Origin of the sequence: Psychrobacter sp. PL19, from assembly GCF_017875835.1 — a bacterium.
Classification (GTDB): domain Bacteria; phylum Pseudomonadota; class Gammaproteobacteria; order Pseudomonadales; family Moraxellaceae; genus Psychrobacter.
Genome location: NZ_JAGING010000001.1, coordinates 3,070,809 through 3,088,445, shown reverse-complemented (window position 1 = coordinate 3,088,445; position 17,637 = coordinate 3,070,809). Strand labels below are relative to the sequence as shown.

The following is a 17,637-nucleotide window of genomic DNA, read 5'->3' as shown; positions in this document are numbered from 1 at the left end:
CAGCAGCTGCTGGTGCTATCGTAGGTGGAGACACGGCAGGTACAGCTAGTAGTGTGAATCAAACGCAGAATAATTATTTGACTTACATACAGGAAGCTGCAAGAGCGAAAGAGCTATCAGCTTGTAATACTAACGAATGTCGTATAGTCAATTTCCTTTAAAAATGTTATAAACTAAACCAACTAACCTATTACTATTATAAATACTCATGACTTATTCACTAGATTTTCGCAAACAAGTCCTTAAAAGCTTGGACGGGGGTATGACCTTTGCTCAAGCGGTTGATTTCTATGATCTTAGTCCAACCACCATACAAAACTGGAAGCGGCGTGTCCACAGCAAAACAACAAGGCAAACTAAACCTCATAAGATAAGCGATGACGTTCTGCTCAATGATGTTAAAGAGCATCCTGACGATTACCAGTATGAGCGAGCTCGTCGATTAAACTGTAGCCCATCAGGCATTTATCACGCCTTAAAGCGCTTAGGTATTAGCAAAAAAAAAGACCTTAGAGCATCCAAAAGCTTGCCCCCTAAAGAGAGCTAAGTATCTAAGCAAACTCAACGACTATATCACTCAAGGCTTTGCTATTGTATACATGGATGAAAGCGGCTTTGAGTCTGAAACCCTGCGTCCCTTTGGCTATGCACCCATTGGAACCCCATGCATTGATAGCTATAACTGGCAAAGTAAAAAAAGAACCAACGTTATTGGTGCTTTATATGAAAAGATACTGTTTGCGCTTGATTACTTTAATAAGAATATCAATGGCGACATATTCTACAACTGGTGCAAATATACCTTAATTCCAAGCCTTAAACGTAAGTGCGTGATTGTGATGGATAACGCAAGCTTTCATAAACGTGTGAAAAGACTGCTTAACAGGCATGGTCACAGGCTTCTATTCTTACCCCCTTATAGCCCTGACTTAAACCCTATTGAGAAAAAATGGGCACAAGCAAAGTTTCTACGCCAAGGATGGATGGAAAACGACTTATCTAAATTGTTTTATGATATTAATCCTTGTCATAACACTTTTATTTTGAATTGACTATAGAGCTGTTTTAGTGAAATATATCGATATAGATAAGGAGCAAAACGAAGAATTCAACGCAGCGTATAAAGGGTGCCGTAATGCTAATACAGATTCATGTAAAACGTTTGATTACCTCCATGTCACTCAACGGAGAGATTTAAATGCTAAGGCAGGTCAAAACCTCATAAATGATCTTAAATCGGGTAACTTGAATAATAATTGGAATCAATTATCAGATGACAAAAATATTTTCCATAACTTTGGTCCTGATGGTAAACCGAGAAAGTTACCTAATGGACAATATCAGTATAAAAAGTTTGTTAGCAAAGATGGACGGCTTGAAGTAATTGTTGATAGTGGCAAAGATGGGGTTCTCAAGCCTAATGAAATTAAATCGAGTAATATAGTAACCGATCCTACTAATGCAGGAAGTTATAATTATTATGCACCAAATAAACTATCTCATCTAACTTATGATGTTTCTCCATATATCGATTTTGGCAACGTTAAAGGAGATAAAACTAGTCTAATAGATAGGAGAAAAGTTCCAACTCCTTATAATATTGAGACTGGAACTATATTAGGCAATTTGCCTAATGTAAATAAAAACTCGAATTCGATTTTAGGTCAAAAATATTACGAAAAAATTATCAATGATAAAATTAACAATGCTACTAAAGCATTTGAACAAGCGAAATAAGCCAATGAGAAAAAAGGAAAAGTATATATATATAATTTCGTTCATTATTATTATGAAAGGATGCTGTTTGCCCTTGATTACTTTGAGACAAACATTAATAGTCACGTATTTTATGACTGGTGCAAACACACCTTAATTCCAAATCTTGAAACGAAATGCGTGATTGTAATGGATATGAGCAAGGATAGAGCAAAGCACTGCTTTGCCCGAGCGCAAGGTAAGAGCTGTGCTCGAGTGACTCGGTTTCATAAAAATAAGCGTATTCAAAAACTACTCAATAGGCATGGCCATCGCATTCTATGGCTACCACCGTACAGCCCTGATCTTAACCCTATCGAGAAAAAATGGGCTCAGGCTAAATTCCTACGCCAAGGTTGGATGGAGAATGATCTACCTAAACTATTTCATGATATGGGCTGTATCGATTTTATAAGGACTTAACTATATCTTGTATTCGAGAAAAGAACTTTTGGAATAAAGGTATAACTAAAGAACTACTTGATATTTATATGAATTCTCAAGTAGTGAACAAAAAGCTATACCATTTATTTTATGCTTTAGAAAACCACGTTTTATGTTTAAGTGATTTTAAAAGTATATTATTAAAGTTATTTATTGAAATAACTACAGCCAGTCTATCTGATGAAACTAAACAAATTGTTTACAGTGAAATGGACAAATTAACCAAAATATTGCAGAGAATATATGATGAAGCGGTCGATGATGAGGACGATGTTACTCTGAGTCTATGCTTAGATGTTTGGGATAATTTGTTAAGGTCAGATAGCTATGAGGTAAAGCGAGCAACTAGGCATATTGAAAATGGACTGCTGAGTTAGCGATTATTACTTCGAAAATGGACTAAGTAACCATAACCGACTTTTAACAACTTTGGTCACAAAATGGTCACCGTTTGGTCACCGAGCACTTGGTCACTGATTTTTAATTGTAGGATGTATGAACGTAAACTTGTAATAAATACATTATTGTAGGGCAGGCTATTTATTAAGATTCAGTATAGATATATTATCTGACCCTCATTAATAAAGGGTTCGAAGAGAAATAGCAGACACAAAAAAACCTCAAACAATCTAATGCTTGGGGCGAAATTTGAACAAAACTTAAGCTATAAATAGTGGTGCGCTCGGCGGGAATCGAACCCACGACCCTCGGCTTCGGAGACCGATACTCTATCCAACTGAGCTACGAGCGCATTGTCATTACTTAAAATATCATCACTCAAAAGTATGATTATCTAAAGGTATAATTGTTTAAAATATCGACGATTAATCGTGGTTTATTTTAAATTGTTTTTATTTAAACAAACACCCTGTTTTAAAGAGCATGGAGAAATAAAGACCGCCTAGTCTAACAAATAAAAGCTCAAAAGCCAATCGGTGAAACGGATGATTAATATTTTTTAAGAAAAAACAACACAGTCAGTAAACAAGCATGGCAATCTAACCCTCTTTTCCCTTATAATGAAGGGGAGAATGCCCATTGATGATCACCGATTACAATTGTGCCCGCTAACCTGAAGCCTGTTTGCTATTGATGATGACTTCATCAAACGAAGATAAACAGAGCGTCTCTGTTGAGCCAGCCACTTGTATACGTAATAAGAGAACGTGACGAATGAGAAAAGTAGTTATGTTATCGGCAGCTGCCATTCTAGGAATCGCTAGTATCGCAGTGAGCCAAGCTGAAGATATCGCAGAAACTCCCGTAACCACTTCTGATGTAGCAGAAGCTAAGGAAGTTGTAGCAGAGGCTCCTGAAGTGCTTGGTGACGATACCCAGGCCGCCGCCGATACAACAACCGATGCTGCTGCTGACACAACAATGGCTGCTGCCGCTCCAGTTGCTGCACCGATGGTCGCTGTCGCTGACGAAGAGCCTATTCCACAAGATACGCCACAAGTGCAAAAGCTAATTGCCCTGTATCCAAACCTTATTGCACGTATTCAGCCTGTTGGCCAAGTGTGTTTTGAAGAAGGTGATATCTGCGATGTGACGGCGCGCTCATCTGGTCCGTCAGCCGGTGACGGACCTCGTGACGGTGTGGCTGTTTATAATGCTGTATGTCAAACCTGTCACGCAGCAGGCTTGCTCGGTTCACCGATTCTAGGTGATGTTGGCGCTTGGGGACCACGGATAGCGCAAGGTGCAGAGACTTTATATACTCATGCTATCAATGGCTACAATGCCATGCCTGCTAAAGGTGGCGCTGATATCCCTGATGAAGAAGTACAAAATGCTGTCGATTACATGATCAGCGAAGCCAGCTAATTGGTCGCCATTAGCACGGTTAGCAACTGTCAATAGAATTGAGCATTGAAGAACATCGAGTTGATCAGTTAATTATTGACTCATCTACTTACTCATAATTTAGTTTGCTTTTTATGATGTTCGAATCTGCAGTTTGTTCTACTGCCTACGTTTAAAAAGCGCCTATTTCATGTGATGAGATAGGCGCTTTTTTGTGGCTACTCATTGCATTCTTCACAATATATAGCGTATCAATATGATGCTGATGACTTCATACAGTTGAAATCTATCAGTAGCAGCCTCACATTAAGGCACTACAACATCTATTTTATAATTCATGTTATTTATTTCATAAACCTATAAAAGAGGTATTCATGTCTGAAGTACCAGCGCTTTCTGTCCAGAATTTATCCAAAACTTACGGCAACGGCTTTTCAGCGCTAAAAAATGTCAGCTTAACGGTGCCACAAGGTGGGTTTTTTGCGCTGCTTGGGCCAAACGGTGCTGGCAAGTCAACAATGATTGGCATTATCAGCTCTTTGTTCCAACCGACCAATGGTAGTGTGCAGATTTTCGGCGCTGACTTGCTAGCCAATCCTTCGGTAGCCAAGCAGTATCTAGGCGTGGTGCCGCAAGAGTTCAATTTTAACCAGTTTGAAAAAGTAGAAGATATTTTAATTACTCAAGCGGGTTATTTTGGCATATCCGCTAAAGAGTCAAAGCCGCGTGCCGAGCGCTTGCTAAAAGCATTAGGTCTGTGGGACAAGCGCGATAGCATGTCGCGAGAGCTGTCAGGTGGTATGAAGCGCCGGTTGATGATTGCGCGGGCATTGATTCATAAGCCTAAACTATTGATTCTTGACGAGCCCACTGCCGGGGTCGATATTGAGTTGCGCCGCTCGATGTGGGAGTTTATGCAGCAAATTAATATTGAAGAAAACACCACTATCATTCTCACGACTCACTATCTAGAAGAAGCCGAGCAGCTGTGTAAGCGCATTGCAATCTTAGATCATGGCGAGATACGTATTAATACTGAAATGAAAGATTTGCTGGCGCAGTTGTCGGTCGAGACTTTTGTGCTAGATTTGACTAAACCGCTCACTCAGCCTTTAAAGATAGATAAGGTAACTGCAATTGCCCAGCCCGATGAGATGACTGTAGAAGTGACCTTGAGTAAGGGCGAGACTCTCAACTGTGTTTTTGACCAGCTCACCAAGCGTGATGTCAAGGTGGCTAGTATGCGCAACAAGTCTAACCGTCTAGAGGAACTGTTTATGCGGTTAGTAGACAAAAATGTTCAGAATGAGGACAGTATGAAGGAGGCAGGGTTATGAAACAGCCAGTAGTTATAGACCCTAATGAGACCATGTCTTGGGCCAAAAAGTGGATTGCTTTTCGCACTATATTAGTAAAAGAAATTCGTCGCATCATGCGCATCTGGCCACAAACTTTGTTACCACCAGTCATTACCATGGCTTTATATTTTGTCATCTTTGGTAAGATGATCGGCTCAAGAGTAGGAGACATGGGCGGTGTACCCTATATGCAATTCATTGTGCCTGGTCTCATCATGATGGCGGTTATTACCAACAGTTATTCTAACGTGGTATCGAGCTTTTTTAGTGCCAAATTTACCGCCAGTATTGAAGAGCTGTTAGTATCTCCAGTTTCTAAACATGCCATATTATTGGGTTATATCGGTGGTGGTATTTTTCGCGGTCTGATTATTGCTATTGTTGTTTCTATCGTCGCGCTATTTTTTACCAAGTTAGGTATCGACCATCTATTTGTCACTATCTTTACGGTGCTAGGAACGTCTATCCTGTTCTCGCTCGGCGGCTTTATTAACGCGGCATATGCACGTTCATTTGATGACATTACTATTATTCCAAGCTTTGTATTGACACCGCTAACCTTTCTGGGCGGGGTATTTTATTCAATGGAAAATTTATCTACATTCTGGTACAACGTCTCACTATTGAATCCTATCGTTTATATGGTTAACGCTTTCCGTTACGGTATTCTCGGTCACTCTGATGTCAATGTTTGGTATTCGATGATGGCCATTTTTGTATTTTGTGTGGTGTTCTATATCATCTCTTACCGTCTATTGAGTAATGGCTCGCGTATTCGCTTGTAGATAAATACTGAGCTTAATCAAAAGTTATCAGTATGAACCTTGATAATAAACAACCAGTAATAAATAACAGTTACGAATAATAGTAATACAAACTAGGTATGGCGAATACTAACTAAAATAGATATGGGTCATACATTGACAAGACTGACAATTTTCTTGCTTACTGTGTGGCTGCGTTATTTCAGAGGCCTTGGCAATTTCCAACAGTCATACTGACAGTATCTGTTTTAGAGTAGACCAGTTATATAATGAGGAAGTATAAATGAGCATCCATGGTATTTTGGGCGAGCAAACCACTGATTATCCAACCCAGTATAGTCCTGAGACCCTATATCCTATTGCCCGAAGTATTGGGCGTGATGCTATTGGCTGGCAGGATGCTAAGTTGAAAGTTGGCGTAGATTGGTGGCATGCGTTTGAGATGTCGTGGCTTAATCTGCAGGGTATCTCGCAAGTGGCAATGGCGCGTTTTAGCATTCCCGCCAGCTCGTCATATATTGTCGAGTCTAAATCATTAAAGTTATATCTTAACAGCATTAACTTCACTGAATTTAGCAGCTGGGAAGAAGTACAAACCCTGATTGCTAAAGACTTATCAGCTTGCGTGCAAGCCGAGGTAAAATTTGAGTTAATCGGTTTAAGTAATACTGAGTCAGGACTGCTGATTAGCCAACCTGAGGGCATTTGTATTGATGAGGCCTTGGCAGATAGCATAGGCAAAGTCGCGCTCACTCTCCATCCTGATGCCTCATTGCTTGGTAATATGGCTGTAACGGAACAATCGAACATTACTGAAATAGACAAAAAAAGTGGTCAGTCCCATACTTTTTATTCTAATTTACTACGCAGTAATTGTCCGGTAACCAATCAGCCGGATTGGGGCACTCTGGCGGTGTCGATGACCAGTACGTGTGCAGTTGATGATGCCGCTATGCTACGTTACATTTTAAGCTTTCGTCAGCATAATGGCTTTCATGAGCAGTGTGTGGAGCAAATATTTGCCGATTTGAGCCGCTACTATCAGCCCAGTTCATTGATGGTACGTGCGTGGTATACACGCCGCGGTGGTATAGATATTAATCCTTGCCGCGTCAGTGAGTTGTCATTACTACCAGCGCCAAGCCGTTTGATTCGCCAGTGATTTGATGGGTCAGAAATTTGATTTGTAAGACAATAACAGTATCTATATGATTTCAGTAATTTTTAGCTGAGTTATTAAGCATAAAAAAGCGCCTATCCCAGTTAATGAGATAGGCGCTTTTTCGTTAGCTAAGATTGTCTTGCTAAGCTATTTACTACTCACTTTTGCTAGAACTTCCTCGCGATTTAACATTAGCTTTTCATTATTACGGCGATTGACGTACTCGTATTTGTCTTCGGCAAGGTTGCGATCAGACACGACGATACGGTGCGGAATACCAATCAACTCAAGATCAGCAAATTTAACCCCAGGGCGTTCGTTACGATCATCAAGTAACACGTTGATACCAAGAGATTTAAGCTGTTCATATAAAGCAGTGGCCGTCTGCATGACTAGATCTTCTTTGGACTTCATCGGTACAATAGCCACTTCAAACGGCGCGAGAGAATCGGTAACGTCTGGCGTTGACGGCCACATAATGCCAGCTTCATCATAATTTTGTTCGATAGCAGCGGCAATAATACGACTAACACCAATACCGTAACAGCCCATCAATAAGGTTACTGGCTTACCATCTTCGCCTGAAACTCTACAGTTCATCGCTTGCGAGTATTTATCTCCCAACTGGAAGATATGACCGACTTCAATACCGCGTTTGATTTGTAGCGAGCCTTTACCATCTGGGGACGGATCGCCCTCTTGAACATTACGGACGTCGACGATGCGCGTGATACGTGTATCACGTGTCCAATTCATGCCTGTGGTGTGCTTATTCATTTCATTGGCGCCAGAAACAAAGTCAGATAAGGTCGCTGCCGCGCGATCAACAAACACTGGCATATCGAGATCAACACCGATATAACCTTTATGCAGACCCGCCGTTTTTAACTCTTCATCGGAGGCCAGGGTAAGCGGAACGTTGGCTTCTTCTATTTTTTCAGCTTTAACAGTATTTAGTTGGTGATCACCGCGTAGGACAATCGCGATCAGCTGCGGCTCGTTAGTCACTGTATGACCATGTACGATAAGGGTTTTTACGGTGGTTGAGAGCGCAACACCTAAGTGCTCAGCGACTATTTTACAGCTCGTCATATTTTCCGTTAAGACATCTTCACGTGGCATCGTTGGCGGTTGACGTTCAGCGGTACTGACCGACTCGGCAAGCTCAACGTTCGCCGCATAATCAGAAGAATCTGAAAAGGCAATATCGTCCTCACCACTATCGGCAAGCACATGAAACTCATGTGAGGCAAAACCGCCAATTGAGCCAGTATCGGCTTGTACGGCGCGGAAGTCGAGGCCTAAGCGGGTAAATATACGGGTATAAGCCTCAAACATATCATAATAAGTTTTGGCCAATGACGCTTGGTCAACATGAAATGAATAGGCGTCTTTCATGGTAAATTCACGCGCACGCATTACCCCAAATCGCGGACGAATCTCATCACGAAATTTACCTTGAATCTGAAAGAAGGTAATGGGTAGCTGCTTATAACTGCGCAGCTCCCCTTGCGCTAAGTTGGTAATCACCTCTTCATGGGTCGGACCTAGTACAAAATCACGATCATGACGGTCTTTAAAACGTAATAGCTCAGGACCATAATCATTAAAACGTCCCGTAGTCTGCCAAAGTTCAGCGGGCTGGGTCATCGGCATTAACACTTCTTGCGCACCGATATTTTGCATCTCTTCGCGAACGATACGCTCGACTTTCTGCAATACGCGCAGCCCCATGGGCAACCAAATATACAATCCAGAAGCGATTTTACGAATAAGACCGGCACGCACCATCAATTGGCTTGAAGCGATATCGGCATCACTTGGGGTCTCTTTTAGCGTAGCAAACAAAAACTGACTGGCTTTCATAAATAAAGCATAACCTTATCAACGATAAAATAAAAAATAAACAGTAGAAGGCCAAGCATTTGCGAATGGTTTGATGACCACCGCAAGCTCATCTTTATAGCGACTGTTTATAGCCACAACAACAAAGGAATGGACCGTAGTGAAGGTATTAATAATTAACCTATACGACGATTTCAAACCTGATAAATAAATTTTTGTCGACATTTTCTCGATACAATCGGACTATGTTAGGTAAACTTTGTCTAAGACGCAATGACTTTTTTCTTTTTCAGCTTTAACAGCGCAAAAACAGGTAAATAGTGCTAAAAATAAAGCAGTTATTGAATCGTTTTTATGGCAGTTCACGATGGATAACCCACCAGTTTTTATCAGTACGCTTATAGGAAGTTGTCTGGAAAATTAGTAGTCATTACCTGCAGTTATCTTAGAAAAGTAGCATTTATACCGTAGGATCTATTCATGATATGTCGTATATTCATAAATATTGATTATAAATTCTGAGGCAACTTATATGACAGGTCCTGATAACCACTCTTCAGATGATGATCGGTCAATTGACCACTCTTCAATTGATAGCCCCTCAATAAGTAATAATGGCGCTATTAGCAAGCATGCTAAAAAACCACCTATTGCGACGATGTCATGGTTGTTATTGCTTGTCGGTTTGGCTGCAGTAGCTTTTGCTATTTATATCGCACAGCAGGCCGAAGCAGAACAACCCATTGAGACCGTTACTCGTGAGGGTGTGGTAACACAGATACAGCAGCTGAACCGCTTACAAACGGTGGCTTTTAGTGTGGATACCGTTATTACTAGCCAACGTCAAGGCAGCTGGATGAAGCTATGGCAAGATCAACAAAAAGGCTTGTTTATCGCTCGCGGGCGCGTGGAAGCCGGTATTGATTTGAGTGCGTTAACACCAGAGATGGTACAAGTAGTGCAACCTATGGATCAAGTTAACGTCAGTAATACGAACGATGCTAACGATAACGCGTCGGCTGCTGATACTAATGTGCCGACTTCTATCATGCCGCAGATTAATATCACCTTGCCGCCGTCAGAAATATTTTCAGTGTATCTAGATGATATTGAGATTTACGATTGGCAAACGGGTGTTTTTGGTATGACGCAGGTCGATCCTAAAATTTTAGCGCAAGCACAAAGTATGGCCAAAAAAGAAGTATTAGAGCGAGCATGTCGCGGTGATATTATGACTATGGCCCTAAAAAATGCCCAAACTCAATTGCAGCAGTTATTCTCTCTCACAGGTGCGGTGGTGACTGTGACGACCCAAGGTACAGGCGCGTGTCAAATGCCCTTAAAAACGTCATAGCGTTTCGATAACAGAATAACTGATCAGATCTGTCTTAAATTGACTCAAACTACTTGTAGCGTACTAGCGATGAGTCGCAAAAAATATTCTGTATAATTTTGTACGTGAGACCGGCGTTATTGACGAGAGATAGCACTGACCCTAATCATCGGTTTTAAAGTCAGTGTTATTTTCCAAAAATATTACAATGGTTATTCAATTGGTAGTGTTTGCTTAGCTGCAGTATGGAAAATCGGGTTGCAGCCAATCAATATTTGCAGTGGTCTTAATAACTGATCAAACAACTGATACTTTACTATTTCTTAAATTCAGCAATGGCCAGTTGTCGTGCCACTTTATGCTCTACCATCGGCACTGGATAGTCGATTTTGACCAGTTGACCATTATTGATGAGCATCTTGCGCAATTTATCTTCGCTATGCAAGATGCTGGCAGGAACCTCTTTTAGCTCAGGTAGCCAGGTCTTGATAAATATCCCATCAGGGTCATGGCTTTTGGCTTGGCTGAAAGGATTCATAATACGAAAGTAGGGCGCCGCATCGGTACCGGTCGAAGCGCTCCATTGCCAGCCACCATTATTAGATGCAAAATCGCCATCTATTAGCTGCTGCATAAAATAACGTTCGCCCCAGCGCCAATCAATCAATAAGTCTTTAGTCAAAAACATCGCCGTGACCATACGCAAACGATTGTGCATAAAGCCTGTGGCACTGAGGCAACGCATCGCTGCATCGACCAAGGGAACCCCAGTCTTGCCGGCACACCATGCGTCAAAGTCATCATGATCATAGGACCAGTTAATACCGATATCTAGCTCGTCTTTATAAGCGTGATGACGGATAAGGGCTGGCTTGTCAGCTAGGACATGACGATAAAAATCTCGCCATGCAAGCTCGCTAATCCAGCGATTAATATCGTTGCTGTTGCCTACATCGCCTGCATCGCTGTCTACATACGCCTCACTTTCGCTGTTGCTATTCAGCGCTCTGGTCGCTTGTAAGTAGCAATATCTAGCACTGATTGACCCAATAGTAAGATAGGCCGACATCTGGCTAGTAGCCTGTAAGCTAGGAACGTCACGGCTCACATTGTAGTTATCAATATCATCAGCAATAAATTGATCTAAACGATGGCACGCAGCAACCTCACCAGCAGGGTAGGCATCACGCGCCTGGTCAAGCTGCGCCTCACGGTCAACTGGCTGCATGGCCTGATTGGTGTGGGCGTCTTTTAATGAACCTAGATAGTCTTTAACAACATTTTCACCCAATATTGTTATCGTTTCAACGGTGTTTGCACTAGCCGTTGTTTGAGTTAAGGCAAGCAGTTTATCTTTGCATGTAGCACTGTTATTAGTACTGCTATTAGCACTGTTATCAGTATTGATCGCCTGCGCTTCATGTATTTGAATGGGGCTGGTATCTAAGGTATGCTGCCATTTTTTATAAAACGGTGTAAATACCTGATACATGCTGTCGTCATTAGTAGTGATGCTTTTCGGTGGCAAAACACATTGATCATGCCAACGAATAAATTCAATATCCTTTTTGGCCAGCCGCTTAGCTAATTGTTCATCACGCGCAATTTCATTACCTTCGTATTCACGATTGGCCATCACGCCGCTGATATTTTGGCTGTCACAAAGCTCGCTAATAGCACCTACACAGTCAGAAAATTGTGGGCAGACATAGACGGTTAACGTGATATTCAACTGTTGACTCAAATCTTGGGCCAGCTTGGGTAAGGTGCGAGCGATAAGGTCTAGTTGTGATAACGAATTATCGTGCGATTGCCATTGTTCAGGCGTAAAAAAAAATACCGCAGTGACCTGACCCTCGTTTAAATGGGCACGTTCGCAAAGAGCGGTTAATGCGGTATTATCACGTACTCGCAAGTCACGTCGAAACCACATCAAATAATGTGGTTGGATAGCAGTAGTCTCAAGGGCTGAGCTTTTATTAGGTGACGTGGTAATGGGCATAAGTGATCCTTTTTATTTTCATAAACGAAACTATGAATAAAAGTGTGCTAGGATAAGTTTTCAGATGCAATTTATTTAGCATTTGATTAACAAATCATAATTATTATGATGACTGGTGTTTAGCGCTATTGTCGCCATATTGATCTACTGTACTAATCGTAATAAAGCGCTTTGCTACGGCTTTTTTCGTTAGGATTATAAATTTTTAAGGTCATAAAATGCACGTGAAGTTTTGTGGTTTTACTCAGCTTGCTGATATTCATGCCGCCACCCAATCAGGTGTTGATGCGGTAGGCCTAGTGCTATATCCGCCAAGCCCACGTGCCGTGACTCATGCGCAAGCGCAAGTACTCAGTGCTGCTGTACCGGCTTTTGTTAGTGTGGTGGCCTTAGTGGTTAACATGCTGCCTGAGCAACTGTCTGATCTGGCTGACAACGTGGCATTTGACATCATTCAATTCCACGGTGACGAAAGCCCTGAGCAATGCCAACAGCTTGCTGGGGCAGTGAATAAACGCTGGATAAAAGCGTTACGCATTAATACTGAACAAGATACCTCTAACAGCGTAAATACGCAAATAGAGCGCTTTGCTGAAGCAGGCGCTAGCAGTATTTTACTTGATGCCTATCATCAACATAAATATGGCGGTACAGGTGCGCGCTTTGATTGGGATTTGATACCACACAACAGTGCGCTACCGATTATTCTCGCTGGTGGTCTTAACGCCCAGAATGTCGCCGCGACACGTGATCTACCCCTTTATGGGGTCGATGTCAGTGGCGGGATTGAACACGACAAGGGCAAAAAAGACAATGCTAAGATGCGCGCCTTTATGAAAGCGGTTAAGCGTGACCGATGGCAAAATAACACGCTAAGCGACCTTTAAACTCAAGTCAATGGCACCATTATAATAGACTTGCAAGTTTGTCCTATTTGAATGTTCACTAATAGCTTATCTGCTTTTTAACGTTCATTCTTCTCCGTTACTATCAAGACATCATTATCAAGACAGCTATCGAACCGTTATTTTTAAGAGCGCTATCTAAACAATTATCCCAAAAAATACCACTTCTTACAGTAGGAATTACCATGAGTTATGTTGCTAATAAATCCCCATCTATCACAGCAGACGCTATTAACACCTTTGTTAATCCAGAAAACGTGCAAGACTTTAACCAATATCCTGATTCACGCGGGCATTTCGGCGTCCACGGTGGTCGTTTTGTCTCCGAAACCTTGATGGCAGCGCTTGAAGAGCTAGAGGCGTTATATAATAAAGTCAAAGTAGATCCAGCGTTTTGGGAAGAATATCACAACGATTTAGTCAATTATGTCGGTCGTCCAACACCCTTGTACCATGCCAAGCGTTTGAGTAATGAAATTGGTGGGGCGCAAATTTACTTTAAGCGTGAAGACTTAAATCACACTGGTGCACACAAGGTAAATAACACTATCGGGCAAGCGCTATTGGCCAAAATGTGTGGCAAAAAACGTATTATTGCAGAAACGGGCGCCGGGCAGCATGGCGTTGCTACTGCTACTATTGCAGCGCGTTTGGGACTAGAATGCATTGTCTATATGGGCGCTGATGATGTCGAACGCCAGAAGACCAACGTTTACCGTATGCGTTTGCTTGGTGCGACTGTCGTACCTGTCACTTCTGGCTCACGGACGCTCAAAGACGCGCTGAACGAAGCCATGCGCGATTGGGTGACTAACGTAGACACCACTTACTATATTATTGGTACAGTGGCAGGCCCGCATCCTTATCCATTACTAGTTCGCGATTTTCAGGCGATTATAGGTAAAGAGACGCGTGTTCAGCATCTAGAGCAGACTGGCAAATTACCAGATGCCTTGGTCGCTTGTGTTGGCGGCGGTTCAAACGCTATCGGGTTATTCTTTGACTTCTTAAATGATACTGACGTCAAAATGTATGGTGTCGAAGCCACCGGTGAGGGCATCGAAACCGGTCGTCATTCAGCCCCACTCGCAGCAGGTCGGATTGGTGTCTTACATGGCAACCGTACTTATCTGATGGCAGATGATGACGGTCAAATTCAAGAAACTCACTCCATTTCAGCTGGACTTGACTATCCTGGTGTTGGTCCTGAGCATAGTTTCTTAAAAGACATGGAACGTGTTGAGTATGTCGGCTGTACGGACAAAGAGGCGTTAGCAGGTTTTCATGAATCTACGCTTAAAGAAGGTATCATTCCAGCGCTTGAAACAGCGCACGCTATCGCCTATGCCCTTAAGCTTGCTAAAACTATGACGCCTGATCAGACCATCGTGGTCAATATGTCTGGTCGTGGTGATAAAGATTTGGATTCAGTCATGAAAGCGGAAGGGCTTGAGTATTAATAAAATTTTGATTGATTATCGTCAAAAATAGTCAGTGTGTTTTTCAGTACGTCTTTTAGTGCTCTCTGCTAAACATAGCAGAGGGCTCTTAAGATAGTGATATTTTATATCGTTATTCCTTATGCGGTGTTTAAAATGTCAAAGCCTGCTCAATACTTTACACGCAGGACATCTAGTACCTATCGAAAGCTGGCAGCAGCACTCTATTATCGAACAATTAGACAGTGAGGCGTTGCGCCAAATTGACGCTGTTATATAAACGGCTCCAATAGATTTTGATAAATCTGTCCAACAAATACCTGTCTTACGTGATTCTATAACAACAAATCAAATTCAATTAAGAGACCATTATGACCAGAATTGAAACTATGACCAGAATTGAAACTACTTTTGAAACTTTAAAAGCACACAATAAAAAAGCCTTGATTCCTTACATTATGGCCGGCGATCCCAATCCTCAAACTACCGTAGGCCTGCTACACGATTTAGTTAAGCATGGTGCAGATATGATTGAGATCGGATTGCCATTCTCAGACCCAATGGCAGATGGTCCAACAGTGGCTTTAGCTGCGGAGCGTGCTTTAGATGCCGGTACCAGTACCCGTGATGCCTTAAAAATGGTGGCAGAATTCCGCACGAAAGATACCCAAACCCCAATCATTTTGATGGGCTATCTTAATCCGGTTGAAATTATTGGTTACGACAACTTCGTCGCGCTGTGTGAGCAGGCGGGTGTCGATGGCGTTTTGATGGTTGATTTACCACCATCAGAGGCCGGTAGTTTTACTCAGCATTTGACTGAACATACGATGAATGAGATTTTCTTATTATCGCCAACCACTGTAGCTGAGCGTCGCCAGCAAGTGCTGACCTATTGTGGCGGCTATATTTATTACGTATCGCTGACTGGTGTGACTGGCTCAGCAACTTTGGATACTGACGATGTGGCAAAACACGTCCAAGCGATTAAAGCAGAGACGGATTTACCCGTTTGTGTGGGCTTTGGTATCCGTGATGGCGCATCGGCCAAAGCGATTGGCGCGCATGCAGATGGTGTTATTGTTGGTAGTGCGTTGGTACAAAATTTCGCTGATATAGATCCTAACGATAATACTGCCGTTGCTGCTGCTCAGCAAAATATTATGGCCAAAATGGATGAGTTACGTGAAGCGTTAGACAGCTTAAGTGCATAAGTTAATATAAGAAGAGTCAATTTAAAATTAATAGTAAGTCAAGACTCGATAGGTATTTGATAGAGGGAGACGGGCGACTGTGAGAGCTGTTATGAATCATAGCGTTGAGTATTCCTTATCAAATGGCAGCCATAATAAACGATACTGAAATAAACGGCACTGAAATAAACGGCACTGAAATAAACGATACTGACAATAAATATATGCGTAATTATCGATAGTAAACAATAGTTATAATGGTAATGTTTATAGTGACAATACGGAATGACTTTGCTAAAGTTAGTTTACGTGTGTAAACTAACCCAACGCATAAATTGTTACAATTACGCGTAAGCGTGTGTCATAACAGCTCATGCTATGACTGTATTCAACTCCCAATTTAACTCTCAGCGACAAGTATGTGAGCAAACTTGTCGATAAGCCTACGATAATGGCAAATAATATGACTGATATAACAACCTCTGACTCTCATAACGATGGCGCTGATACTCTGGTAGTGAATGCTAATATTGCTGGACACTCATGGTTCAAGCGCTCAGTACCTGGCATCAAGCAGCAACTATCCGCGCCACTGACCGCAGTGGAGACCGAACCATCAACAGAATGTACCAGCTGTCATTCGATGATTACCAATACAGCGCTTATTTTCAACTGTTACATCTGCCCGCATTGCGACCATCATCTGGCGATGACGGCACGTGAGCGTTTGCATTGGCTTTTAGATCAAGTGGACGGCGAGCTTGGGCAAGAATTTACTGCCAAAGACCCGCTCGGGTTCATTGATAGCAAGCCGTACCCACAGCGTATGACTGAAGCGCAGACTAAAACTGGTGAGACTGAAGCGTTAATTGTTATGTATGGCAAGCTTCGTAACCTTGATGTGGTCGCTTGTGCTTTTGACTTTCGCTTTATGGGTGGCTCGATGGGCTCGGTGGTCGGTGATCGCTTCGTGCAAGCCGCTGAAAAAGCCTTGGCAGAAAATAGACCCTTGGTTTGTTTTGCGGCATCCGGTGGCGCGCGCATGCAAGAAGGCATACTGTCATTGATGCAAATGGCACGGACAGGCGCCGCGATTGAGCGCTTAAGAATTGCTGGCATCCCCTATATCGTAGTATTGACCAATCCAGTTTATGGCGGCGTTACTGCCTCCTTGGCCATGTTAGGTGATATTCATTTAGCGGAACCAAAAGCGATGATTGGCTTTGCTGGTAAGCGTGTGATTGAACAAACGGTTCGCGAGACTTTAGAAGAACCGTTCCAGCGTGCAGAATTCTTATTAGAACATGGCGTAGTCGATGAAGTGGTGCATCGTCATCAGCTGATCGATACTATTTATCGTCTGCTAGCAAAACTATGTAGCGTGCCAAACGTTGATGTCTAGTGCATGACTAATTAACTGACTCAGCGTCAATAGCTAAATAAATAGCGGTGCTGAGCTATATATTGATCGTCGCTTAGTTGATAGATTCCTCTAATAGCATTTACCGAACTTTAACGGTAAATGCTATTTTTGCTTTTGAGCGCCACTATTGAGCGCCATCATTTAAGTGTTATAGTTAAAATACCTTAAAAACGCGACGGTACTGCTGGTATGAGCTTTTTGCAGCCTC

Annotated in this window: 15 protein-coding genes, 1 tRNA gene and 1 pseudogene; 14 read left to right on the top strand and 3 right to left on the bottom strand. The window is 42.3% G+C overall.

Translation table 11 applies throughout. The annotated features are described in order from the left end of the window. Positions 1 to 208: 208 nt before the first annotated feature. The 5 genes and pseudogenes from H4W00_RS12675 to H4W00_RS12360 all read left to right on the top strand — a co-directional run bounded on the left by H4W00_RS12675 (position 209) and on the right by H4W00_RS12360 (position 2,576). Entirely contained in the window at positions 209 to 547 is a 339-nt protein-coding gene (locus H4W00_RS12675; RefSeq protein WP_334684838.1) for an IS630 transposase-related protein, read from the top strand. Positions 548 to 560: 13 nt separating this feature from the next. Beyond that, positions 561 to 1,052: pseudogene (locus H4W00_RS12670) on the top strand (IS630 family transposase); the annotation flags it as partial. Positions 1,053 to 1,068: 16 nt separating this feature from the next. Further along, positions 1,069 to 1,737 carry a hypothetical protein gene (locus H4W00_RS12370; RefSeq protein ID WP_209958685.1) on the top strand — a complete coding sequence of 223 codons (669 nt, stop codon included), beginning with the start codon at positions 1,069 to 1,071 and terminating at the stop codon, positions 1,735 to 1,737. A 174-nt stretch (positions 1,738 to 1,911) separates the two neighbouring features. Continuing rightward, positions 1,912 to 2,178 carry a transposase gene (locus H4W00_RS12365; protein ID WP_334684973.1) on the top strand — a complete coding sequence of 89 codons (267 nt, stop codon included), beginning with the start codon at positions 1,912 to 1,914 and terminating at the stop codon, positions 2,176 to 2,178. A 68-nt stretch (positions 2,179 to 2,246) separates the two neighbouring features. Beyond that, positions 2,247 to 2,576 carry a hypothetical protein gene (locus H4W00_RS12360; RefSeq protein WP_209958683.1) on the top strand — a complete coding sequence of 110 codons (330 nt, stop codon included), beginning with the start codon at positions 2,247 to 2,249 and terminating at the stop codon, positions 2,574 to 2,576. A 297-nt stretch (positions 2,577 to 2,873) separates the two neighbouring features. Here the strand turns inward: H4W00_RS12360 and H4W00_RS12355 are convergent. Beyond that, positions 2,874 to 2,950, bottom strand: a tRNA-Arg gene (locus tag H4W00_RS12355). Positions 2,951 to 3,387: 437 nt separating this feature from the next. On the opposite strand from H4W00_RS12355, the gene H4W00_RS12350 reads away from it, so the two are divergent. The 4 genes from H4W00_RS12350 (at position 3,388) to queF (ending at position 7,289) form a co-directional block, all read left to right on the top strand. Beyond that, positions 3,388 to 4,026, top strand: a complete 639-nt coding sequence (locus H4W00_RS12350; RefSeq protein ID WP_334684972.1) for a c-type cytochrome — start codon at positions 3,388 to 3,390, stop codon at positions 4,024 to 4,026. A 353-nt stretch (positions 4,027 to 4,379) separates the two neighbouring features. After that, positions 4,380 to 5,342 carry an ABC transporter ATP-binding protein gene (locus H4W00_RS12345; protein WP_209958677.1) on the top strand — a complete coding sequence of 321 codons (963 nt, stop codon included), beginning with the start codon at positions 4,380 to 4,382 and terminating at the stop codon, positions 5,340 to 5,342. A 32-nt stretch (positions 5,343 to 5,374) separates the two neighbouring features. After that, the gene (locus tag H4W00_RS12340; protein ID WP_209959249.1) at positions 5,375 to 6,148 is read left to right on the top strand and encodes an ABC transporter permease; all 774 of its coding nucleotides are present in this window, start codon (positions 5,375 to 5,377) and stop codon (positions 6,146 to 6,148) included. A 262-nt stretch (positions 6,149 to 6,410) separates the two neighbouring features. Next, a complete protein-coding gene (queF, locus tag H4W00_RS12335) occupies positions 6,411 to 7,289 on the top strand; it encodes an NADPH-dependent 7-cyano-7-deazaguanine reductase QueF (protein ID WP_209958675.1) in 879 nt (292 codons plus the stop codon). Positions 7,290 to 7,436: 147 nt separating this feature from the next. Here the strand turns inward: queF and H4W00_RS12330 are convergent, their stop codons facing one another. Further along, the gene (locus H4W00_RS12330; RefSeq protein WP_209958664.1) at positions 7,437 to 9,155 is read right to left on the bottom strand and encodes a proline--tRNA ligase; all 1,719 of its coding nucleotides are present in this window, start codon (positions 9,153 to 9,155) and stop codon (positions 7,437 to 7,439) included. A 637-nt stretch (positions 9,156 to 9,792) separates the two neighbouring features. Here H4W00_RS12330 and H4W00_RS12325 point away from each other — a divergent pair. Beyond that, entirely contained in the window at positions 9,793 to 10,488 is a 696-nt protein-coding gene (locus H4W00_RS12325; RefSeq protein WP_442966474.1) for a DUF4230 domain-containing protein, read from the top strand. Between the two features lie 295 nt (positions 10,489 to 10,783). On the opposite strand, the gene H4W00_RS12320 is transcribed toward H4W00_RS12325, so the two are convergent. Then, a complete protein-coding gene (locus tag H4W00_RS12320; RefSeq protein ID WP_209958660.1) occupies positions 10,784 to 12,469 on the bottom strand; it encodes a cryptochrome/photolyase family protein in 1,686 nt (561 codons plus the stop codon). A gap of 218 nt (positions 12,470 to 12,687) precedes the next feature. On the opposite strand from H4W00_RS12320, the gene H4W00_RS12315 reads away from it, so the two are divergent. From H4W00_RS12315 to accD, 4 genes are all read left to right on the top strand, one after another. Next, positions 12,688 to 13,356, top strand: a complete 669-nt coding sequence (locus H4W00_RS12315; protein WP_209958658.1) for a phosphoribosylanthranilate isomerase — start codon at positions 12,688 to 12,690, stop codon at positions 13,354 to 13,356. A 203-nt stretch (positions 13,357 to 13,559) separates the two neighbouring features. Further along, positions 13,560 to 14,834 (top strand): tryptophan synthase subunit beta, encoded by a 1,275-nt coding sequence (gene trpB, locus H4W00_RS12310; RefSeq protein WP_334684971.1) that lies wholly within the window; start codon positions 13,560 to 13,562, stop codon positions 14,832 to 14,834. A 368-nt stretch (positions 14,835 to 15,202) separates the two neighbouring features. Continuing rightward, entirely contained in the window at positions 15,203 to 16,027 is an 825-nt protein-coding gene (gene trpA, locus H4W00_RS12305; RefSeq protein WP_209959245.1) for a tryptophan synthase subunit alpha, read from the top strand. A 430-nt stretch (positions 16,028 to 16,457) separates the two neighbouring features. Beyond that, positions 16,458 to 17,408, top strand: a complete 951-nt coding sequence (gene accD, locus H4W00_RS12300; protein ID WP_209958656.1) for an acetyl-CoA carboxylase, carboxyltransferase subunit beta — start codon at positions 16,458 to 16,460, stop codon at positions 17,406 to 17,408. Positions 17,409 to 17,637 lie beyond the last annotated feature (229 nt).